Source organism: Gluconobacter sp., from assembly GCF_047722525.1.
Taxonomy (GTDB): Bacteria; Pseudomonadota; Alphaproteobacteria; order Acetobacterales; family Acetobacteraceae; genus Gluconobacter.
In genome coordinates, this window is record NZ_JBDNYY010000003.1 from 79,927 (window position 1) to 101,478 (window position 21,552).

Annotated in this window: 20 protein-coding genes; 12 read left to right on the plus strand and 8 right to left on the minus strand. The window is 61.7% G+C overall.

What is annotated here, in order from left to right:
* Positions 1-66: 66 nt before the first annotated feature.
* Together ABF859_RS03885 and ABF859_RS03890 are read left to right on the plus strand one after the other, a co-directional pair.
* A complete protein-coding gene (locus ABF859_RS03885) occupies positions 67-2,127 on the plus strand; it encodes a lysylphosphatidylglycerol synthase domain-containing protein (RefSeq protein WP_415526666.1) in 2,061 nt (686 codons plus the stop codon).
* Positions 2,124-2,825: a MarC family protein gene (locus ABF859_RS03890; RefSeq protein WP_415526324.1), complete on the plus strand. Its 702-nt coding sequence runs from the start codon at positions 2,124-2,126 to the stop codon at positions 2,823-2,825. Before ABF859_RS03885 ends, ABF859_RS03890 begins: the two co-directional genes overlap by 4 nt.
* Here the strand turns inward: ABF859_RS03890 and ABF859_RS03895 are convergent, their stop codons facing one another.
* Positions 2,826-3,431 (minus strand): uracil-DNA glycosylase family protein, encoded by a 606-nt coding sequence (locus ABF859_RS03895; protein ID WP_415526326.1) that lies wholly within the window; start codon positions 3,429-3,431, stop codon positions 2,826-2,828. It lies immediately after the preceding gene.
* The gene (gene thpR, locus ABF859_RS03900) at positions 3,428-3,991 is read right to left on the minus strand and encodes an RNA 2',3'-cyclic phosphodiesterase (RefSeq protein WP_415526328.1); all 564 of its coding nucleotides are present in this window, start codon (positions 3,989-3,991) and stop codon (positions 3,428-3,430) included. The genes ABF859_RS03895 and thpR overlap by 4 nt, the downstream gene beginning before the upstream one ends.
* 151 nt (positions 3,992-4,142) lie before the next feature.
* On the opposite strand from thpR, the gene ABF859_RS03905 reads away from it, so the two are divergent.
* The 5 genes from ABF859_RS03905 to cyoD all read left to right on the plus strand — a co-directional run bounded on the left by ABF859_RS03905 (position 4,143) and on the right by cyoD (position 9,266).
* The gene (locus ABF859_RS03905; protein WP_415526330.1) at positions 4,143-4,913 is read left to right on the plus strand and encodes a Bax inhibitor-1/YccA family protein; all 771 of its coding nucleotides are present in this window, start codon (positions 4,143-4,145) and stop codon (positions 4,911-4,913) included.
* A gap of 447 nt (positions 4,914-5,360) precedes the next feature.
* Positions 5,361-6,299, plus strand: coding sequence for a ubiquinol oxidase subunit II (gene cyoA, locus ABF859_RS03910; RefSeq protein ID WP_062507476.1), 939 nt, complete (start codon positions 5,361-5,363; stop codon positions 6,297-6,299).
* A 7-nt stretch (positions 6,300-6,306) separates the two neighbouring features.
* Positions 6,307-8,295: a cytochrome o ubiquinol oxidase subunit I gene (cyoB, locus tag ABF859_RS03915; protein WP_415526332.1), complete on the plus strand. Its 1,989-nt coding sequence runs from the start codon at positions 6,307-6,309 to the stop codon at positions 8,293-8,295.
* A gap of 18 nt (positions 8,296-8,313) precedes the next feature.
* The gene (gene cyoC, locus ABF859_RS03920; RefSeq protein ID WP_062507473.1) at positions 8,314-8,931 is read left to right on the plus strand and encodes a cytochrome o ubiquinol oxidase subunit III; all 618 of its coding nucleotides are present in this window, start codon (positions 8,314-8,316) and stop codon (positions 8,929-8,931) included.
* Positions 8,931-9,266 carry a cytochrome o ubiquinol oxidase subunit IV gene (gene cyoD, locus ABF859_RS03925; RefSeq protein ID WP_062507471.1) on the plus strand — a complete coding sequence of 112 codons (336 nt, stop codon included), beginning with the start codon at positions 8,931-8,933 and terminating at the stop codon, positions 9,264-9,266. Before cyoC ends, cyoD begins: the two co-directional genes overlap by 1 nt.
* 184 nt (positions 9,267-9,450) lie before the next feature.
* On the opposite strand, the gene fdxA is transcribed toward cyoD, so the two are convergent.
* From fdxA to ABF859_RS03940, 3 genes are all read right to left on the minus strand, one after another.
* Entirely contained in the window at positions 9,451-9,783 is a 333-nt protein-coding gene (gene fdxA, locus ABF859_RS03930; RefSeq protein WP_011253433.1) for a ferredoxin FdxA, read from the minus strand.
* A 92-nt stretch (positions 9,784-9,875) separates the two neighbouring features.
* A complete protein-coding gene (locus ABF859_RS03935) occupies positions 9,876-10,154 on the minus strand; it encodes an RNA-binding S4 domain-containing protein (protein WP_415526335.1) in 279 nt (92 codons plus the stop codon).
* Entirely contained in the window at positions 10,151-12,748 is a 2,598-nt protein-coding gene (locus ABF859_RS03940) for a helicase-related protein (RefSeq protein ID WP_415526337.1), read from the minus strand. Before ABF859_RS03940 ends, ABF859_RS03935 begins: the two co-directional genes overlap by 4 nt.
* A gap of 59 nt (positions 12,749-12,807) precedes the next feature.
* Between ABF859_RS03940 and ABF859_RS03945 the strand changes: the two genes are divergently transcribed.
* Positions 12,808-14,199, plus strand: a complete 1,392-nt coding sequence (locus ABF859_RS03945) for a leucyl aminopeptidase family protein (RefSeq protein ID WP_415526339.1) — start codon at positions 12,808-12,810, stop codon at positions 14,197-14,199.
* A gap of 302 nt (positions 14,200-14,501) precedes the next feature.
* Positions 14,502-14,903 carry a MarR family transcriptional regulator gene (locus ABF859_RS03950; RefSeq protein ID WP_415526341.1) on the plus strand — a complete coding sequence of 134 codons (402 nt, stop codon included), beginning with the start codon at positions 14,502-14,504 and terminating at the stop codon, positions 14,901-14,903.
* A gap of 15 nt (positions 14,904-14,918) precedes the next feature.
* Here ABF859_RS03950 and ABF859_RS03955 read toward each other — a convergent pair whose 3' ends face one another.
* Positions 14,919-15,890 carry a glycosyltransferase family 4 protein gene (locus ABF859_RS03955; protein WP_415526343.1) on the minus strand — a complete coding sequence of 324 codons (972 nt, stop codon included), beginning with the start codon at positions 15,888-15,890 and terminating at the stop codon, positions 14,919-14,921.
* Positions 15,891-15,977: 87 nt separating this feature from the next.
* Here ABF859_RS03955 and ABF859_RS03960 point away from each other — a divergent pair, with 87 nt between their 5' ends.
* The 3 genes from ABF859_RS03960 to ABF859_RS03970 are packed head-to-tail and all read left to right on the plus strand — an operon-like array spanning position 15,978 to position 19,494.
* Entirely contained in the window at positions 15,978-17,936 is a 1,959-nt protein-coding gene (locus ABF859_RS03960) for a polysaccharide biosynthesis protein (RefSeq protein ID WP_415526667.1), read from the plus strand.
* Positions 17,933-19,075: a DegT/DnrJ/EryC1/StrS family aminotransferase gene (locus ABF859_RS03965; protein WP_415526345.1), complete on the plus strand. Its 1,143-nt coding sequence runs from the start codon at positions 17,933-17,935 to the stop codon at positions 19,073-19,075. The genes ABF859_RS03960 and ABF859_RS03965 overlap by 4 nt, the downstream gene beginning before the upstream one ends.
* Positions 19,072-19,494, plus strand: a complete 423-nt coding sequence (locus tag ABF859_RS03970; protein ID WP_415526347.1) for a hypothetical protein — start codon at positions 19,072-19,074, stop codon at positions 19,492-19,494. The genes ABF859_RS03965 and ABF859_RS03970 overlap by 4 nt, the downstream gene beginning before the upstream one ends.
* On the opposite strand, the gene ABF859_RS03975 is transcribed toward ABF859_RS03970, so the two are convergent.
* Positions 19,457-20,239 carry a MerR family transcriptional regulator gene (locus tag ABF859_RS03975; RefSeq protein ID WP_415526349.1) on the minus strand — a complete coding sequence of 261 codons (783 nt, stop codon included), beginning with the start codon at positions 20,237-20,239 and terminating at the stop codon, positions 19,457-19,459. The genes ABF859_RS03970 and ABF859_RS03975 overlap by 38 nt on opposite strands.
* Positions 20,240-20,292: 53 nt before the next feature.
* A complete protein-coding gene (locus ABF859_RS03980) occupies positions 20,293-21,438 on the minus strand; it encodes an AI-2E family transporter (RefSeq protein ID WP_415526351.1) in 1,146 nt (381 codons plus the stop codon).
* Positions 21,439-21,552 lie beyond the last annotated feature (114 nt).

Sequence of the window (21,552 nt, forward strand, 5' to 3'; positions counted from 1 at the left end):
AACAGACCGGACGTGAGGCCACAGGATGTTCAGGTTTCTTCCGTTGTGGAGGAAGCCGGGGCATCCGTGATCACGGGGCCGGCGGATGCCGTGTGTCCGGAAGCCGGGCAGCCGAAGCGGCGGTGGCAGGTTCTGATCTCCCGTGCGCCGGCTCTGGTGGGGCTGATCCTGCTGGTGGCGGCAGTGGCCGTTATCTGGCGGGAACTGCGGCATCTGTCGCTGCACGACATCACTGCCAGCCTGAGTGCCATTCCGGGCTCTGCGCTGCTGGCGGGCGGGGCGGCGACGCTTCTGTCCTATTTCATTCTGTCTTTCTATGACCGTCTGGCCTGTCTGCATGTGCGGGCGGACGTGTCCTATCAGCGCTCGGCTTTTGCGGCGTTCTGCTCCTATGTGCTGTCCCATAACCTGGGCTGTGCGGCGATTTCGGGGGCGGCGGTGCGTTTCCGGCTCTATCGGAGCTGGGGTGTCGCACCGGGCGCGATTGCGCAGATCATTGCGTTCTGCTCGGCGACCTATCTGCTGGGGACGATGGCGCTGATCGGCGGCATCCTGATCATCGAGCCGCATGCCGTGCCGGTTCTGTCTCATCTGCCGGTGTTTCTGCTTCGGCTGGCGGGACTGGGGCTGTGGGGCGTGCTGCTGGCCTATGTGCTGGTGGCGCGTGTGCGGCGGCATGTGCGGATCTGGAAATACGAGATCGAGCTTCCGGGGCCCGGTATTGCGATCGCGCAGATTGCGGTCAGTGCGGCGGACATGGCGGCGACGGCGCTGATTGCGTATTGCGTGCTTCCTCCGCTGCCGCCTGAGGCGCATTTCGGGTTCGGGACCTTCCTTGCGATTTATCTGGCGTCTTATACGGCGGGTCTTGTGGCCAGTGTTCCGGGGGGCCTGGGCGTCTTTGACGGGGCCATGCTGCTGGCGTTGCAGGCGTACCTGCCGGCGTCGCAGATCATGGGGGCCATCCTCGTTTTCCGGCTTTTCTATTACATCATTCCGCTGCTTCTCGCGGGGCTGATGTTTGCCGGACATGAGCTTTTCCTGCGGGGCGAGCAGGCTCTGGTATCAGCCGGACAGACGCCGCGCCGTGTGCGGCCCAGTCAGGTTGTCCGGGAATCCGAGGCTGATTTTTCCGTGGCCGTGGCGACGGGCGTTCAGGCCGTGGTGGGCATTCTGCTGGTGCTTTATGCGCTGGTTGCGAACCTGCCGCCGCTTCAGACATCGCTTGGCGCGGCGGTGTCGCAGATTGCGGATCTGCTGCTGACAGTGGCGGGTGTCGGGCTGGTGGCGCTGTCGTGGGGGCTGTCGCAGCGTGTGGCGCTGGCGTGGAAGTTTTCTCTCGGAATGCTGGGTGCAGCGGTTGTGCTGCTGATGCTGCGCCATGCGCCTTGGGAAGGGCCGGTGGTCATTATTCTCGTGATGCTGCTGCTGCTGCCGTTCCGGAACTGCTACTACCGCCGCGCGCATCTTCTGGCAGCGCCTCTGACGCCATCAATGCTGGCGCCGCTCTCGCTGTGGGGGCTGGGACTGCTGGGTGTCGGCTGGGTGGCCGTGCAGCGTCATCTGGGGCCGATCTGGTGGCGGTCCATGATCTATGATGCCCATACGGCTGTGGGGCGCTGGTTTCTCGGATTTTCGGCGCTGTGCGGGTTCTATGTCCTGTGGCGCGGGATGCGTCGGACGCGGATCCGGTTTGAAGCCTGGACGGCGGAGAACGCGCATCGCTATCACAGTCTGGCCCATGCGCTGCCGCAACTGGGCGGACGCCGTCCGACCGGGCTCCTGCTGGACGAGGCGGGACGTGCGGCCATTCCCTTCCTGCGAACGGGGCAGTTCATCATCGGGCTGGGCGATCCGGCGGGGGCTGAGCGGAACTGTGTCGCGGCGATCTGGCGGCTGCGGGATCTGGCGTTGCAGGAAGGGTGCAAGCTCGCCTTCATACAGGTTGGCCAGTCGCTGATGGCGGTTTATAACGATCTGGGACTGACGGTCTGTCCGGACAGGACGGCCGGGACGGTGTGCTGTTTTTCCGAGGACTATCGGATGCTGCGGGCTTTTCTGAAGGGTGAGGAACGTCTGGCTCGCAAGCGCCAGCCACAGGCTGCGTCAGGTCTGACAGGCTCATGAGCCTTGCACCCGGGCTGGGGAATACCCTCAGCAGCTGGCTGATTGCCTTTCCGGCGCTTTTCTCGATCATCAACCCTCTGGGGGCCTCGCTGATTTTCGCGCAGGCGACGGAGGGGCGTGATCGCCGCGAGGTTGTCGAACTCGCCCGTCAGGTCGCGCTGAATTCGCTGGGCATCATGCTGGTGTCCATCTGGTTCGGGAGCTGGATCCTCGGGTTCTTCGGCATTTCGATCAATGCGTTGCGGATTACGGGCGGTCTGGTCGTGGCTTCCCGTGCGTGGCTGATGCTGTTGCAGCCCGAGACGTCCGAGGCGCGCAAGGAAAAGCAGGCGTTGCAGGGCGGGCGGACCGTGAGTACGCCGGATCTGCGGGAGACGGCGTTCTTTCCGCTGGCCATGCCGTTCACGGTGGGGCCGGGGAGCATTTCCGTGGCCATTGCCCTGAGTTCGTCCACGCCTCCGCATATGCCCACGGCGGACTATTATGTTGGTGTCTCTGCTGCTGCGACGACCATGGCCGTCGTGGTGGCGGTCGTTTACGCTTATGCCGAACGTGTCGTGGCAATGCTGGGGGTGACGGGGACGCGGATTGTCAGCCGGCTTGCGGCGCTGATCCTGCTGGCGATTGGTGTGCAGATCCTGGCATCGGGCGTGGAAGGGTTTTTCGTCGAGGCGCTCAAGCAGGCCAAGGCGGTCTGATCAGCGCTCGGCCAGTATCGCGTGAACGCGTTCGCGCAGGGCGGGGATGACCTCTTCCTGAAACCACGGCGCCTTCTTTTCCCACACACCTGTGCGCCATGAGGGGTGGGGCAGGGGAAAGTAGTCTGGCAGGTAGTCACGGAAGTTCCGGACGCGCTCCGTGACCGAACCGCGCCCCAGAACGTGATTCTGGGAATAGCTTCCGACAAGGAGCGTCAGGCGGATGTCCGGCATGAGGGAAAGCACGCGACGGCGCCAGAGGGGCGCGCATTCGGGGCGGGGTGGATTGTCGCCACCCTTGGGTTGGCGTCCGGGATAACACATGCCCATCGGAAAGATGGCGATGTGGCGTGTGTCATAAAAGATGTCTTCTGAAATGCCGAGCCAGTCGCGCAGGCGGTTTCCGGACGGATCGAAAAAGGATTTTCCCGCGATATGGGCCTTGGTGCCCGGGGCCTGACTGGCGATCAGGATCCGGGAGGTAGCGGAAACGTGGATCAGTGGCCGGGCTCCGAGGGGAAGATGGGCCTCGCAGACCCGGCAGGCGCGGACTTCCGTGAGGAGCGCATCAAGGCGCTGCTGGGTCTGATTGGGGGGAGAGGTCATTCTTCCTCGGGGATCAGCGGCATGTCCGGCTGCCAGGCGTATTCGGCCCGGGGAACGTAGACATGCTCCCCGAGGCTGCGCAGACTCTCGAATAATGTAACGTGTTCCACGGACATCGGTTTGCTGCGGAAGAGATTGTGCCGCTGGACCCACTGGATCGCATCGGCCCGCTGGCTGGGGGAGAAATGTCCCAGCGTGACGGCGGGCTGGAAGCGTCGTTTTGCAGGGAAACATCCTGCCCGCCGGAGGGCGCTCTCCACCTGGGACTGGAGCGCATCCAGTTGCGGGGTGCGTTCGACGCCTATGAGGAGGCTGTCGGCGTTGAGGCCCTCGCGGATGTCGGCCTGGGCAAGGGACAGTTCGAACGGTTTCCAGGCAAGGCGGGAGAGGGCGAGATCAATCTCCTCCATCCGGTGTCGGTCAGTAACCTCCCCGATGAAACGGAGGGTGATGTGATGATTCTCGGCTGGAACCCATTGCACACCGGGCATGGAACCGCGCATCAGCGCAAGCGTTTCCCGGAGATCGGCAGGAAGGTCGAGTGCGACAAAAAGTCTCAAGAGGCGCGTTTCCCATGAAAAAGAAGTAAGGGACGGCGGAGTATTCTTGACCCTTCCGGCAAAAACCCCACATTCAGTCCGAGTGTACGGACGGCCCTCCCGGGTTCGTCAAGCGCCCTTTTCAGAAGGGCATCTCATTGGAAAAGGTGTCATGGCTTTCAATACCAACTTCAGCAGAGCCGGTGTTCAGGCCGGAGCCGGCAGTCTCGATGCCGGACTTCGGGCCTATATGTGCCGGGTCTTCAACTGGATGGCGCTTGGTCTGGTGATCACGGGAATGGTCGCCTATGGCGTTGCGCAGACTTCCCTTCGCGCGCTGTTCTTCCATCTGGCCGAGCTTCCGAACGGCGCCATTGTTCTGCGGCCCACCCTTCTGGGCGGGATCAGCATTTTTGCGCCGCTTGTGTTCGTGATGGTCCTGTCCTTCGGGGTCAACCGTCTTTCGCGTCCGGCAGTGCAGGGGATTTTCCTGCTGTTCAGTGCCGCGATGGGGGCCAGCATGGCCAGCCTTCTGCTGAGCTATACGGGCGTTTCCGTGGCCCGGACCTTCTTCGTGACGGCCATTACATTCGCTGGAATGTCGCTGTGGGGATACACGACGGGTGCCAATCTTGCTCGACTCGGTTCGTTCCTGTTCATGGGGCTGATCGGGATCATCCTGGCGTCGGTGGTGAACATTTTCCTGCACAGTTCGCCGCTGGCCATGCTGGTCTCAGTAATAGGTGTGGGTCTTTTCACCCTGCTGGCGGCCTATGACACGCAGCGGATCAAGATCACGTACCAGCAGTACATGGCCTATGCTGGTCCAGAGGAAGTCGCGAAGCTGAGCGTCTATGATGCGCTGACGATGTATCTCAATTTCGTGAACCTGTTTCAGTTTCTCATTCAGTTCATGGGCGTACGGTCTGGTAACAACGACTGACAGTACTGTTCCGACGATACTGGTCATCATGGAAGGGGCGGCAGTTAATGCCGCCCCTTTCTGCTTTTTGGACCAAAAAAGTCTTGAATTATTTCCGCCAATTCTAAACGGGTTTACATTAAAAATCTGTAATGTTCATGATTAATGAAAGTCGTAATTAGATCAAATGTGGCGAAAAACAGCCATTTCATCCTGACCGCTATCCTGGGGGAGGGCTCACGAAATCCGTGATAAGCCTTGTCTTTGAGGCGATTCAGGCGGAAAAAACCTGAGGAACCGGGACAGCCGTGTCCCATGCTGAATGAATTTCAGGGTCGGATCTTTGATCCGGTTCCTGACGTCAGGATACGAACGAGAAAGGTAGCAGACTATGGCAGCGTTCGGCGGCACTGATGCGGACCTTATCGTGTCAAACCGTTTCCCGGCGACTACTGCAAGCCGGAACGGATGATGAAAGCAGGACCGATGAAAAAACTCTGGCGATATCTCCCAGCGTTGCCGGCGCTGATGCTATCGGGTTGTACGGTTGATCTGCTTCAGCCGCGCGGCCCGGTCGCAGAAATGAACCGCGATGTCATGGTGGCGGAATTCGTCATCATGATGCTGATCGTGGTTCCTACCTGCGCCGCGACGCTTTATTTTGCGTGGAAGTATCGTGCTTCCAACAAAGAGGCCGAATACCTCCCGACCTGGGATCATTCGACCGCAATCGAATATGTCATCTGGGGCGTGCCCGCCCTGCTGATCGCCATCCTTGGTGCCATCAGCTGGTGGAGCACGCATGCCTATGACCCGTACCGCCCGCTTCAGACGGCTGACAACGTCAAGCCCCTGAATGTCCAGGTGGTCTCTCTCGACTGGAAGTGGATGTTCATCTATCCGGACCTGGGGATCGCAACGATCAACCAGCTGGATGTGCCGACGAACACGCCGCTGAACTTCCAGATCACGTCTGACTCCGTCATGACGTCGTTCTTCATTCCCCGTCTGGGTTCGATGATCTACGCCATGCCGGGTGAACAGACCCAGCTGCATCTGCTTGCAAGTGAATCCGGGGATTACCTCGGTGAGGCTTCACAGTTCAGCGGCCGTGGTTTCTCGGATATGAAGTTCCGCACTCTTGCCATGGATCCGGCTCAGTTCAACGACTGGGTTGAGAAGGTGAAGAGCGGAAGCGAAAATCTCGACGACACCACATACCCGAAATATGCTGCACCGCAGGAAGCTGCACCGGTACAGTATTTCGCGCATGTCCAGCCGGATCTCTTCGACGGCATCGTTGCCAAGTATAACAACGGCATGATGGTGGACAAGAAGACGGGCAAGGTCATGCACATGCAGTCTGCTTCCAACGCTGCACCGTCCGACACTGGCATGAAGGAATAACCGACAGATGCTCGGAAAACTCTCCTTATCAGCCATACCGTTGGATGTGCCGATTCTTGTCGGTACATTCCTTGGTGTTGCTGTCATCGGTCTCGCCGTACTGGGTGCTGTCACCTATTATGGCAAATGGGGCTATCTCTGGCGTAACTGGCTGACGACTGTCGACCACAAGCGTCTTGCCGTGATGTACATCATCCTGGCGATCGTCATGCTGTTCCGCGGTTTCGCGGATGCCATCATGATGCGTACCCAGCTCGCGCTGGCTTACAAGGGTAACCCAGGTTACCTTCCGCCGCATCACTACGACCAGATCTTCTCCGCTCACGGCACCATCATGATCTTCTTCATGGCGATGGCGTTCATGACGGGCCTGATGAACCTGGTGGTTCCCCTTCAGATCGGTGCTCGCGACGTTGCGTTCCCGTTCCTGAACTCGCTCAGCTTCTACATGACGCTGGTCGGTGCCCTGCTGATCAACATCTCGCTGTTCATCGGTGAGTTCGCTCAGTGCGGCTGGCTGGTTTACCCGCCTCTGTCCGAGATGCAGTTCAGCCCGGGTGTCGGCGTTGACTACTATATCTGGGCCGTTCAGATCTCCGGTGTCGGTACGCTGCTGACGGGCGTGAACTTCTTCACGACCATCGTCAAGATGCGTGCGCCTGGCATGGGCTGGATGCAGATGCCGGTCTTCACCTGGACTGCTTTCTGCACGACCGTTCTGATCATGGTGTCCTTCCCGGTTCTGACGGTGACGCTGGCTCTGCTCAGCCTTGACCGTTACCTCGGCATGCACTTCTTCACGAACGATGCCGGCGGCAACGTCATGCTTTACCTCAGCATGATCTGGACCTGGGGCCATCCGGAAGTTTACATCCTTGTCATTCCGGCATTCGGTGTTTTCTCCGAGGTCACTGCAACGTTCTCCCAGAAGCCGCTCTTCGGCTACAAGACGATGGTGTACGCCACGTGCTCCATCATGGTGCTCTCCTTCGTCGTGTGGGTGCATCACTTCTTCACCATGGGTGCCGGTGCCAACGTCAATACCTTCTTCGGTATCATGACGATGATCATCGCCGTCCCGACGGGTGTGAAGATCTTTAACTGGCTGTTCACGATGTATAAGGGCCGCGTGGAATTCACGGCTCCGATGCACTGGACGCTCGGCTTCATGATCACCTTCTCCATCGGTGGTATGACCGGTGTCATGATGGCCATGCCGGCCGCTGACTGGATCCTGCACAACTCCCTGTTCCTGATCGCCCACTTCCACAACGTCATCATCGGCGGTGTGTACTTTGGCTACATTGCGGGCATGGGTTTCTGGTTCCCGAAGGCTTTCGGCTTCAAGCTGAACGAAGCCTGGGGCAAGCGCGCTTTCTGGTGCTGGTTCGTTGGTTTCTATCTTGCGTTCGTTCCGCTTTATGTCCTTGGCCTCGAGGGTATGACGCGTCGTATGAACCACTACGACAACCCCGACTGGTATCCGTGGATGCTCGTTGCTGAAGTTGGTGCAATCGTTATCGCTCTCGGTATCGTCTGCCAGCTTACGCAGCTCTACGTTTCCATCCGTGACCGTAACCTGCCCGAGAACCTTGATCTGACGGGTGATCCGTGGAACGGCCGTACGCTGGAGTGGTCCATTTCCTCTCCGCCGCCGGCTTATAACTTCGCGGTCATTCCTGACATCCATGGTCTCGACACGTTCCACACCGAGAAGCAGCTGGGCCGTCAGGCTCACGGCAAGCCCCTGGCTCCGATCCACATGCCGAAGAACACATCCGCTGGTGTCTTCATCGGTCTGTTCAGCTTCATCCTCGGTTTCGCTTCGATCTGGTACATCTGGTGGCTTGCTGCCATCGGCCTGATCGGTATCGTTGCAACCATGATCCTGCGCAGCGCTGACCGCGACGTCGACTACTATGTCCCGGTGAGTGAAATCGAGCATGACGAGGAAGTCTATTCCCGTCGTATCGCTGCTGCCCAGGCAGCAGAGTAAGAGGGGCGCATAAGACTTATGGCTCACGAAGCAACCATGTCGCCTCTGGCACACGCTGACGACCACCACGGGGAACACCACGAGTCCCCCAACGTGTTCGGCTTCTGGCTCTACCTGATGACGGACTGTGTTCTGTTCGGGTCGATCTTCGCTGCCTTCGCGGTCCTCCGGAACCAGTATGCCGGTGGCCCGTCGGGCAAGGAACTGTTCGACCTGACGAACGTGGGGATCGAGACGGCTATCCTGCTGTTCTCCTCCATCACGTACGGCTTCGCCTCGCTCAATGCGCTGGCGAAGAACAAGAAGATGGTCCTGCTGTGGCTGGCCGTTACGTTTGTGCTGGGTCTTTCCTTCGTCGGTCTGGAACTGAATGAGTTCAGCTCCATGATCGCAGAAGGCAATGGTCCGGACCGTTCCGCATTCCTGTCCGCGTTCTTCACGCTGGTTGGAACGCACGGTCTGCACGTCACCTGCGGCCTGATCTGGATGGCTGTTCTGATGGTGCAGATGATGGGTCCGCAGGATCTGTCCGAGCGTATGATGAACAAGCTGGCCTGCCTCAGCCTGTTCTGGCACTTTCTTGACATCGTCTGGATCTGTGTCTTCTCGTTCGTCTATCTCGCAGGAGTGATGTAATGACCCAGGCTCCTACCACCACGATGACGGGTGACAGCCACGGCTCTTATCCGTCCTATCTGATCGGCTTTGTTCTGGCCGTGATCCTGACGGTGGCATCCTTTGCCGCTGTCATGTCCCACGCCCTGTCTCCGGGGATGGCGCTTGCAGCACTGACGGTTCTTGCCGTCGTGCAGATCGTCGTCCACCTGGTGTTCTTCCTGCACATGAACACCAGCACCGAGCAGAGCTGGAACCTGATGTGCTTCATCTTTGCTGCGGCATCGGTGATCGTCATCATCGGCGGTACGATCTTCATCATGCATGACACTGCGATCAACATGATGTCCCGCTAAGGTTTCTTTCGAGACCTGAGGGAAGGGCTGACGGGAGAAATCCTGTCAGCCCTTTTTTTGTGCCCGGCGTTCCGGTCGGGATGGTTTTTGAGGCGGATGTGCCTGGCGTGCTTCTGCAGAGCAGGCACAAAAAAACCCGGCCTCCTGGGAGGCCGGGTGAAAGATGCCGCGCAAAAAGGCGGGGTCAGTCCTTGTGAGGCGCCTCGGACAGCATGGCGGCCTTGCCGGGTTTGTCTTTCCACTCTTCCGCGTCAGGCATGGCGTCGATCTTGCGGGTCATGTTCGGCCACTGCGTCGAATATTTCGCGTTGATCTCGATCCATGGCGCGGCGCGATTGTCGCTGTCCGGGAAGATGGCCTCAGCCGGGCATTCCGGCTCACACACGCCGCAGTCGATGCATTCGTCGGGATTGATGACGAGGAAATTCTCACCGGCGTAGAAGCAGTCTACGGGGCAGACTTCCACGCAATCCGTGAACTTGCAGCGAATGCAGTTTTCGGTGACCACATAGGTCATTGACGTCTCCGATCGTCTTGCTGGTCCGGCATCCGGCCGGTTTCATCCGAGCGGGATGATATGCGAAGGTTTGGCGTCAGACGCAAGCATCGTCAGCCGTCTTCTGTGATGGCTTCATAAAGAAGTGCGGCTTCTTTTGCCGGACCGCGGCGTTCACCAAGATCCAAGACGCGCCACACGCGCACTTCTCCGCCAGAAACGGCCGGAAAAGTCAATATGTCGCCAACGTGAAGTTTGGCATGGGGTTTGCTGGTCGGCTGGCGGTTGATGCGGATACGGCCCTTGCCGACGATGGCGGCGCAGAGTGGGCGCGTTTTGGCGACGCGGGCGTAATACAGCCACTGGTCCAGCCGCTGGTAGTCTTCGCTCATGGACGGACTTTTTCCCTGAGGGCTGCGAGCGCTGCGAAGGGACTGTCGGTCCGGGGCGGGGCCGGGCGTCTGGGAGGCGCCTGGTGTGGCGCGGATCTGCGTCGGCGGGAGGCCCGGGTCCTGCGGTTGCTCAGGATCATGAGGGGACGCGGCGGACCTGCATGGGTGGGCGACTGGGGCTCGGCGGGTTGATGCGCGATGCCGAGTCCTTTCAGGACAGAGGGGACGTTCTCGGCTTTCACGCCCAGTCGTGATGCAAGGTTGAGCGGGGCCGCGTGATCCCGGCGGGCCGAGAGCTGGTGCATGTCCGTGATACAGCGTTCTGCAATGTCGAGGCGCACGGCCGTGTCGCCCGCGCGGATCCAGCCGAACTGTCCCTGGACGACGCGCCACGGCAGGGAGACGCGACCGGGCGCGGGGGTGCGGATCGGAGTCTGATTGTGCAGGGCGTGCAGGAGGCCGAGCAGTGCGAGAGGGCGCGTGCGGAAGAGCGCGGGGCAATAGACCGAGAACCGTCCGACCTCGACCCCGCCCTTGCAGAGCCTGTTGCGTAAACCCGGCGGGAGGGCGTGGTCTTCGGGCAGGGTTTCGGTGATGCCGCCATCCTCCATCAGGCGGTGCAGGATCGCGCGGAGCTGGGGCTCGCGTTCGGCCAGGGCGTGGGCGCGATAGAGGGGCCTGAGATCCGTCGTGATGAGTTGGGCCACGAAGTCCAGCAGGCGGGTTTCGACGTGCGTTTTCTGAACGGTGTCGGTGAACTCCGCTGCGAAAAGCTGAAGGGCGGGGCGGAGCAGGGAGGGGCCTGCGGTAAGGCGGGCGAGTCGGGTGTCTTCCCAGAAGAGTTCGCCGTTCGTGGTGTCCAGTTTCAGGGCGCTGTCCGGCGCGTCCTGCAGGAGGCGGATGCGGCGGGGGATTTCGTGAATGAGGGCCTTGCGACCGGCGCGCAGGATGATCTGGCGGTCCGGGCCGGAGGCGACGTCCGTTTCTAAGGTAAAGCCGCGGATGCGGCCGATGCTGTGCCCTTCGACGAGGACTTCGCCGTCCGGTTTTACGGCGGAGAGCAGGGTGCGATCGCCGTCGCTGTCGAGGCGGCGCAGCAGGGAGGTGGCGCGTCGGTCCACGAAGCGGGCAGTGAGGCGTTCGTGCAGGGCGTCGGAGAGCAGGTCCTCGACTTCACGGGCGCGGTCCTGCCAGGCGGCGGAATGGCGGCTCCATTCGGTGCGGGCGGCGACGTAGGAGCAGACGCGGACGCCGGTGAGGCGGTGCATCAGCGTGTCGATATCGCCTTCGGTTTTGGCGAGGCCACGGATATGGCCTTCCATCCAGGTGGCGGGGATACTGCCTTCCCTGAGCAGGTGCATGTAGAGGCGCGCGCAGAGGCGGGTATGGCTGTCATCGCCCAGTTTGCGGAAATCGGGGATCTGGCAGACGTCCCAGAGCAGGGCGGTGGCGCGTTTCCCCCGGGCGGCCTCACGGATGTCGGGATCGAGCATCAGGGATTCGAGTGTGGTGACGTCGGAGGCGATACGGCCTGCGGTCAGGCCGCGCAGCGGTGGGGGGCGGGTCAGGCTTTTGAGCAGGTTTGCAGGGTTGGTGAAGTCCAGCTCGTGGTTGCGCCAGTAGAGGCGCTGGATCGGGTCGAAACGGTGCTGCTCGACGGCTTCGACGAGGGCGCTGGACATGGGCGGGCAGTCGGCTGTGGTGCCGAAGGTGCCGTCTTTCATGCCGCGACCGGCGCGTCCGGCGATCTGGGCGATTTCCTGCGGGAACAGGGGGCGGGGGACGGTGCCGTCGAACTTGCTGAGCTGGGCCAGGGCGACGTGATCGACGTCCATGTTCAGGCCCATGCCGATGGCGTCGGTTGCGACGAGATAATCCACTTCGCGGTTCTGGTAGAGTTCGACCTGGGCGTTGCGGGTGCGGGGGCTGAGCTGGCCCATGATGACCGCACAGCCGCCGCGACGCCTGCGGATCACTTCGGCCAGTGCGTAAACCTCGCTCATGGAGAAGGCGACGATGGCCGAGCGTGGGGGCAGGCGGGAGAGTTTTGTGTGTCCGGTGCTGGCGAGGCTGGAGAGCCGGGTGCGGATGTCGATCTCAATGCCGGGGACGAGCTTCTGGAGCAGCGGGCGGATGGTTTCGGCACCAAGAAAGAGCGTCTCGACGGTGCCGCGCGCGTGGAGGAGGCGGTCCGTGAAGACGTGGCCGCGATCGGGGTCCGAGGCGAGCTGGATCTCGTCGATGGCGACGAACTCGGCCTTGCGGTCCAGCGGCATGGCCTCGACGGTGCAGGAAAACCAGCGCGCGCCGGGGGGTACGATTTTTTCCTCACCCGTGATGAGGGCGACGTGACGCTCGCCCTTGATTTTGACGAGGCGCTCGTAGTTCTCCCGGGCCAGCAGGCGCAGGGGAAAGCCGATGATGCCGGACGCATGAGCCATCATGCGCGTCAGGGCATAATGGGTCTTGCCGGTATTGGTGGGGCCGAGGGCAGCACGGATGCTGGCTGGCATGGTATGATAGCTGGACGAGGTTCCGTGGAATGCACCCTTCATGTCTGAATGGTCGGGTGCCTGCGGGGCAAAAGCAAGCATCTGAAGCCCTCCCGGCTGATCTTTCTCGGGTCGGGCCTGTATTTGAGGAAGAAAGTCATATGAATCCGCATCCCCAGCTTCCCTTTGTGACCTCTGCCGAAGCGCCCTCGGCCCGCCTGGTTCATCTGGTGTCCTGTGAGGACAGTGCGACCGTGTCGAGCCTTCTGGGAGAACATGCGGCGTTTCTTCAGGGTCAGGGATTTTCCGCGAAGGACGGGGCGTTCACGCTGCTGCCGGGTGAAGGCGGTGTCGGGGCGGCGCTTCTGTGTGTTTCGTCCTCGCGGGTGAACGATCCGACGGCTTTCGGGGCTCTGGGGACGGCTTTGCCGGAAGGTGACTGGACGGTCGTGCTGCATGGGCTCGAGGAAGCGGCGCTTGAGAGCGCGCTGCTGGGGTTCTGCATGGGGGCGTACCGGTTCAGCCTTGGTGAGGCCAAACCTCTGACAACGCGGATGGTCGTGCCGGATGATGCGAAGCGGCTGGTGGCGCTGTCGAAGGCGGTTTGGTTCGGGCGTGATCTCATCAATATGCCGGCCAATCTTCTGGGGCCGCGTGAACTGGCGGACATGGCCGGTGCGGCGCTGGTGCATCGGGGGGCGAGCGTCAGCATTGTCGATGGCGATGATCTGCGGGGTGCGTATCCGTGTCTTGCCGGTGTGGGTGAGGGGTCGGAACGCAAGCCGGCTGTGGTGGTGGCGCGCTGGAAGGCGCGTGAGGGTGCGCCGCGGATTTCGCTGATTGGCAAGGGCGTCTGTTTCGATACGGGCGGCTACGATCTCAAGGGCGCGGCGGGGATGCTGCGCATGAAAAAGGACATGGGTGGTGCTGCGCTGATGCTGGCGGTCATGTGTGCGGCGATTGATGTGGGGCTGGATGTGGATCTGGAGCTGCGTCTGGGCTGTGTGGAGAACAGTGTGTCCGGCCATGCCATGCGGCCGGGCGATGTGCTGCGGACGCGGAGTGGCAAAACGGTCGAAATTGGCAACACGGATGCGGAAGGGCGTCTGGTGTTGTGTGATCTGATAACGGAAGCGTCTGAAAGCCGTCCGGATGCCATTCTGGATGCTGCAACTTTGACGGGTGCCGCGCGCGTTGCGCTCGGTCCGGATGTGCCGGCGCTGTTCAGTAATGACGATGAACTGGCCTCACTCATTCTCGAATCGGGAAAAGCGACGGCCGATGTAATGTGGAGAATGCCGCTCTGGCATGGCTATGATGCATGGCTGGAAAGTAAGGTGGCCGACTTCGGAAATGTCACGTCCAAGCCGATGGCGGGCGCGATTACGGCGGCGCTTTATCTTCAGAAATTCGTTCCGGATGGCCAGAAATGGGCGCATATCGACACTTATTCGTGGAATGACGGTGCTCGGCCGGGGCGTCCCGAGGGCGGAGAAGTGCTGGGTCTTCGGGCAATTCTGGAAACATTGTCACGAATTCATAATAATTCCTGAGCCCTCCTGAGACGTTTCAGACGGCGAATAGTGTGTTCAGACGGCAGTCTGCTGAAAGATTAGGGTGTCAAATGCGCTTCGATGAGGCATATGCCCCTTATCGTTTCGATGCTGAGTCATCGTCCACCGGATTGTTTTGGAACCCGTATGCTTGCGTATGCGTTTCGAATCACCACCTGATTGCAACTACGGTCTTTCCTGAAGGGGAGAGACAGACACAATTTCACGTCGACCCTCATTCCGTCGGCTCCTGTTATGGGATCGGACAACAGATGAGGGAGGGACTGCTTAGGAGAGAGATCATGCCCCAGGCTACCAATGATCAGATGCTCAACCTTCTGTGCGACACCATCGTTTCCATGGTCCGTCGTGACGGACCCGACCTTTCGGCACGCCAGCTTGCCGTTTTCCTGACCTGCTATCTGCGGGACGGGGCCCACACGGTTCGTGGTCTGGCTCTGGAACTCAAGGTTTCCAAGCCGGCCATCACGCGCGCGCTTGACCGTCTTGGCGAACTGGATCTGGCCCGCCGCAAGGTCGATCCGCTGGACCGTCGTTCCGTGCTGGTTCAGCGCACGCTGAAGGGTTCCACCTTCCTGCGTGAGATGCGCGCCGTCATGGCGGAAGCTTCCGGCACGCGCTCGACGCGTACGGACCGGGCTTCGGCTTCTGTCGAGCGTCTGAGCAGCCGTCGCGCCGGCTGATTGAACCCGCTGGTTTTACCAGCGGTCCTGCACGCGGGTTCCGGCCCGCGTGCAGACATACCCTGTCCACAGGATCTGTGGCAGGAGGATCATCAGAATGGTCGTGATGATCTGACCTGTGGCGAAGGCTACCGCGCCCCACAGCGCAAATCCCCAGTAAATCGACGTCACGAGCGGTACGGGTAGTCCAGAGCGGACGGCCAGTTGATAGAGATGTCCGCGATGCGCCTGTGCGAGCCTGTCTCCTGCGCGTGCCCGGCGCATGAGCGTGAAGGTCACGTCCCACAGGACTCCCGAGAGCAGGGCGATGACGAGCAGTCCGCCTCCAGCGTCAAAACCGGTCATCCCACCCCAGGCGATGGCGAGACCGATCGGCTGGCTGCCGACATCGCCCATGAAGATCCGGGCTTTCGGAAAATTATACGGCAGGAAGGTCAGCAGGCAGACGGCGAGCAGTACGAATGTTGCGGGCATGATTCCCGCGCTGGCCAGAACGAGCGCGGATATGGCCATGACGCCGGAGGCGAGGCCGTTGATGCCGTCGATGAAGTTCAGGGCGTTGGTGATGAAGACGGCGGCAAGAATGAACGGGACCAGTTCGTAAAACGGTGCCCCCGTTCCGATGGCGGCGGCAATGGCGGCCACGAACTGCGCGGCAAGTTTGTAGCGCGCGGGGAAGGGGCGGACGTCATCGAGCCATGAGACCGCGCCGAGCAGGATCATGCCCAGAAGCAGTCCGGTGACGGGGGGAATGACCTGCGCGGAGGCATGGGCTGCGTGCAATGCCGGGATCAGGCAGAGGACGAAGGCGCCGACGATGCCGATCCCGCCGCCCTTTGGGGTCGGGCGCGTATGGGAACTGCGGGCGACGGGATGGTCCAGAACGCCGGCGCGGATCATGAGCAGGATCAGGAGATTGCACAGTACAACGGCGGCAAGACAGGGGAATGTGACGCTGCTGGTCAGGGTCTGCAAAGAAAAGGGCATGGGACGACTTTATGGGAGGGAGGCTTTTGGCGCTATAAGGGGCGCGTGACATCAGTTCATCCTACAGGGCCCGCGTCTCCGGCCTCAATGCCCCCTTCAGGCCCGTCCTCGCGTCCGTCGATGCAGGCGCGGCGCATTGCACTCAATGTCGCGCTGGACGGAGTCGTCTCCGCCGCAGCCGCACCCGTGGCGCGCTGGCTGGCTGATCCGGCCGGGGGGTGGCTGCATCCGCTGTGGTTCGTCGCGGGAGGCGGGATCACGCTGCTCGTGGGTGGGTTGCCCTTCCGCATACCGCAGCAGTACTGGCGTTTTTCGGGCGTGGCAGATCTTTTCAACATCGCCTGTGCGTCTGTTCTGAGTGCGCTGCTGTTTGCGGGTCTGCTGCATGTGGCGGGGTATCCGCTGCCGACGCCGACTTTCCCGATCATCCATGCTCTGGTCCTGCTGGTGTTTCTCGGTGCCATCCGGATGATGTGGCGTCTCGCGGCCCGGCGTAAAAGTCTGGCGCTGGGGGGGGAGCGTATCCTGCTGCTCGGAGCGGATCATGAGGCGGATCTGTTCATCCGGGCGATGGAGCGTGACAGCGAGAACAACCGGCGCGTGGTGGGGCTTCTGACCGGCGGGGCGCAGCAGGCCGGGCGACGGATTCACGACTGCCCCATCCTGGGAACGATTTCGGAAACCCCGACCATTCTGGAGCGCCTGTCCGCAACTGGAAAACTGCCGGATGCGCTGGTTATTACGGCGGGGGAGATCAAGGGCAAGGCGCTGTCCCGTATACTGGAGGCGGCCCGGGTCTATGACATCGACGTGCAGCGTACACCGTCCCTGACGGCGTTGCAGCCGGCGGACCGGGTGGAACTGCGCCCCATCGCGATCGAGGATCTGCTGAACCGTCCGCCGGTTGCGCTCGATTCGCAGGGGATGGCGCGCATGATCTGCGGGCGCGTCATTGCCGTGACTGGAGCGGGGGGGAGCATTGGCTCCGAACTGGCGCGGCAGATTGCGTCGTTCCAGCCCTCCATGCTCCTGCTGATCGAGAGCAGTGAATATGCGCTGTGGCAGATCAATCTGGATATTTCGGAACGCTTTGGTGACGTGGCGCGCCATCAGATCATCGCGGATGTGCGGGACCGGCGGCGGATGGCCGAAGTGTTCGGGACGTACCGGCCGCAGATTGTCTTTCATGCGGCCGCGCTCAAGCATGTGCCGATCGTGGAGGACAATCCGGTCGAGGGTGTGCTGACCAATGTGATCGGCACGCGGATCGTCGCGGATGAGGCCGAGCGGGCCGGGGCGCAGGCGATGGTCATGATTTCCACGGACAAGGCGGTCAATCCGTCCAGTCTGATGGGGGCCAGCAAGCGCTGTGCCGAAGTGTACGGGCAGGCGCTCGACATGCGGGCGCGGGCCGGTCAGGGCGGCATGCGCTGTGTGACCGTGCGGTTCGGCAATGTGCTGGGGTCTACGGGCTCAGTCGTGCCGCTGTTTCGCAGGCAGCTTGAGCATGGTGGGCCGCTGACGGTCACGCATCCGGACATGACGCGCTATTTCATGACAGTGCCCGAGGCCGTGGGGCTGGTGTTGCAGGCGGCCGTGCGCGGGACGCATGAGCGCGCGGAAAACGATGCAACGGACCGGCGTCTCAAGCAGGGCGGCATATTCGTGCTCGATATGGGCGATCCGGTGCGGATCATGGATCTGGCGTTCCAGATGATCCGTCTGGCCGGGTTGCGGCCCGAGAGCGATATCGAGATCCGCTTTACCGGTCTGCGTCCCGGCGAGAAGCTGTTTGAGGAGCTGTTCCATGGACGCGAGGCGCCGGTTCCGACCGATGCGCCCGGTCTGCGGATGGCCTCTCCCCGTACTGTCGATTTTGCCGTCGCCACGGCTGCGATGGATGAGCTGGAGGCGGCCTGTCATGCGAGTGATCTGGGCGCAATCATGGCCATCCTGTACAGGCTGGTGCCGGAATTCCTTCACAACCGTGACGGCAATACGCCGGTTACGGTCTCCCATCCCGATCCGGAGATGACAGAGCCATGACAAGGCAGATTGCTTTTCTCGACCTTCCCGCCCAGCAGGCGCGCCTCGGAGGCAGTATCCAGAAACGTGTGGACGCCGTCATGGCGCATTGCCGTTTCGTGCTTGGCCCCGAGGTGCAGGAACTGGAGCAGCGTCTGGCGGAGTTCGGCGGCGCGAAACATGCGATTGGTGTGTCTTCCGGGACGGATGCGCTGCTGATGGTGCTGATGGGCGAGGAGATCGGGCCGGGAGATGCGGTTTTCCTGCCGGCCTTCACCTATACGGCGACGGCGGAAGTCGTGCTGCTGCTGGGTGGAACGCCGGTTTTCGTGGATGTGGATCCGCAGACGTTCCAGATCAGCCTTGAGTCTCTGAAGGAGCGGCTTGAGGCCGTGCGTCAGGCCGGGGAGTTGGAGCCCCGGGTCGTGATCGGCGTGGATCTGTTCGGTCAGCCCGCTCCCTGGGACGAGCTGAAGGTCTGGGCGGCGGAAGAGAACCTGACGCTGATTTCCGATTGTGCGCAGTCTTTTGGGGCGACGTATCATGGCCGTCGTCTGGGGCACGAAGTGAAGGCGACCACGCTGTCCTTCTTCCCGTCCAAGCCGCTGGGTGGCTATGGGGACGGGGGTGCGATCCTGACGGATGATGACGATCTGGCCGCGCTGTATCATTCCCTGCGCACGCATGGGGAAGGCCGCACGCGCTACGAAGTCGAGCGGATCGGCATCAACGGCCGTCTGGATACGCTTCAGGCTGCGGTGCTGCTGGCGAAACTTGATGTGTTTGAGGCGGAACTGAAGCGTCGGGATGCGATTGCATCGGCCTATGACGCCGCGATGCCTGCGGGGATCGTTCCCCCGGTTCGTGTGCCGGACAGTGAGAGCGCCTGGGCGATCTATACGATCCTGCTTCCCGACGCGGCGAAACGGGATTCGCTTCAGGCATTCCTGAAAAATGCTGGCGTTCCGACCGCCGTCTATTATCCGAAGCCGCTGCATCGTCAGCCGGCCTATGCGCCGCATCATGACGGGGCTTCGCTGCCGGTGGCCGAAGGGCTTGGTGCGCGGGTTCTGGCGCTTCCCATCCATCCCGAACTGACGGACGATGACGTCCGTTACATCACTGAAGCCCTCAATCGCTGGGCAGGAGAACAGGCGTGAGACGCGAACAGAAACTTCTGCTGGTTTTTGCGGCCCTTGTCCTCATTCCGGTGGGCATCATCTGGTTTGTAACCTGGCCGCTGCTGCATGCCTGGAAATTGCCGGAGGTGACTGCCGGGCAACTGAGCGCGCCCGTCAGTCGTGAACTCACGGCAGACGAGGTTCAGAAGGTCAATCTGTGGCTGCAATCGCATGAAACCGCCTGGGGGCCGTCGGGCGAGCGTCCGCCTGCGCCGGGACAGGTCATTCTGGAAATGACCACGGCGCAGGGGCAGCCGGTTATCGTGTCCATCTGGAAGCAGAAGAAGCAGGACGACATCATTGGTGTTCAGCTTGAAAAGAACGGCCCCTACCGGATGAATGCCTTTCCGGACGCACAGCTCATGGCGCTTCAGCCTGATGGTGCGCGGCCGCAATAATGAAGTTCTGCACGTCCGGGCTGAAAGGCAGCTTCCGCTCGGGCGTCTCCCAGTTGGTACGTTCCAGATACATCCGGTTTGCCTTGCGCCACAGCTCGGGGCCGGTCGCGTTCTGAAGCGGCTGCTGAAGGGTTTTCCAGGCCGCCAGCAGTTCGGCTGCCTCGCTACTTTTGGGAGAGACATCCCGGCTTAGGGCGTCTTCGCACCGGGCGATCAGTTTTTCCCACTGTTCCGCGTAGGCCGTGCGGTCGGTCGGCGGGAAATGGCTGTTGGCCATGTCCTGCCAGCGCTGCTGTTCTTCGGGCGTGAAGTACTGGCGCAACACGTCTTTCATGGCGTCATGTGTCATGTGATCCTGTCCTTTACTGATAAGGGCGCAGAAGGACTTCAGGTCCGGCACGGTGTCTTCCGACATCAGCGTACAGGCAGCCCTGATCTGACCGATAACGGCATCAAGGTCTGCGCGACGTGTTTCAAGGACAGAAAGCTGGACCTGCAGAAGTCGTTTTGCGTTGAGCGGCCCGTGCGAAAGGGAGGCGATTTCCCTCAGGGTGTAGCCGGCTCTTTTCAGGAGCAGGATATGCGTCAGAGTCCCGACATCGGCGGTGTTGTAGATGCGACGGCCATTTTCCGCCCGACACGGGCGAAGCAGCCCGGCTGCTTCGAAGTGCCGGAGGGCGCGTGGTGTTACGCCGGTTATGGCGGCCAGTTCGCCGATTGTCAGGGTTCGTGTGTTCATCATCATGCTCCTGACGCATCATCAAGGGTGATGACCTTACGTCAGGAGCAAGCAGAAAATCATTTCTGCTGTTTTTCTTCTTCTTCCGTGACTTCGCCGACGGCGCGGCGGGTCTGGTTTTCGTCCTCGAGCGGGGCCGTGGCCTTGTCGCCCATGGCCAGCAGGGCGGCCGTGATGGGAGACGCCAGGATCAGGCCCGGAGCGCCGAGGATGGAGCCGAACACCGTCTGCGAGAGGATGGCGAGGGCGGGGGGCATGTGAACGGCGCGGCGCTGGATCAGCGGGGCGAGGACGTTACCCTCGAAGAACTGGATCACGCAGTACAGGATGGCGACGAACAGGGCTTCGTGAGTCCCAAGGGACAGGCCCAGCAGCACGGCCGGAACCGCGCCGAGGATGGCGCCAATATAGGGGATGAAGTTGCACAGCCCTGCTACCACGCCGAGCGCCAGGGCGAGCGGCACGCCGATAAGTGACAGGCCGATTCCGGACAGAAGTCCGACCACCAGCATGTCCAGCGCCTGTCCGGCGGTCCAGGCCCAGAGGGTTGCGCCGGCTGTCAGCATCAGTTCACGCGCGGCGGGACGGTGCTGTGGAGGGACGAGGCGAAGCATGCCGTCGATATAGATCGCCGGGGACAGCGCGAAGTACAGACCGGCGATCAGGATGACCAGCAGCGTTCCGAGAATACCGAACACGCTGCTCAGAAGGCCCGTCACCGAACCTGCGAGGCCGGAGCCCAGCGAGCCGAGGCCACCCGTACCGGCAGCGTTGCCGCCGAGGGAAGACGGCAGGTGATCGAGCACCATCTGGCCGATCGTGGAGCCGGAGAGATGAGCGTGAAGTTCACCGGACTGGGTGATGAGGGCCTGTTTGAGGCGAATGAACTGGTCGCTGATGGCGGGGCCGCTGTACCAGCCGAGGCCGACCACTGCCACCAGGATCACGGTGGTTACAAGGGCGACCGCCGCCTGATAGGGAATGACGGAAACGTGACGCCGGAGCATCCGGGCCAGACCGTGCAGGACGATCGCGACGAGGGCCGAGGCGAAGATCACGGCAAGGACGTCGCCGATCAGCCAGATGGCCAGAAGCAGCAGGGTCAGGGCCAGCGTGATGCGGATCAGCCCGGCAATTCTGGACAGCTCCCGCGCGCGAGGTTCCGTCTCGCTGCGTTCTGCCGGATCGGAAAAGGATATGGGCATGGGGGAGGTCTGTCCTTGGTCAGTCGTTGCGGACTGGCTTATGGGCAGAGGGACGGGGGGTCAATGCCCCCCTTCTTTCAGGGACGGCCCCGTGGGGGACGTCCGTAAAGCCGG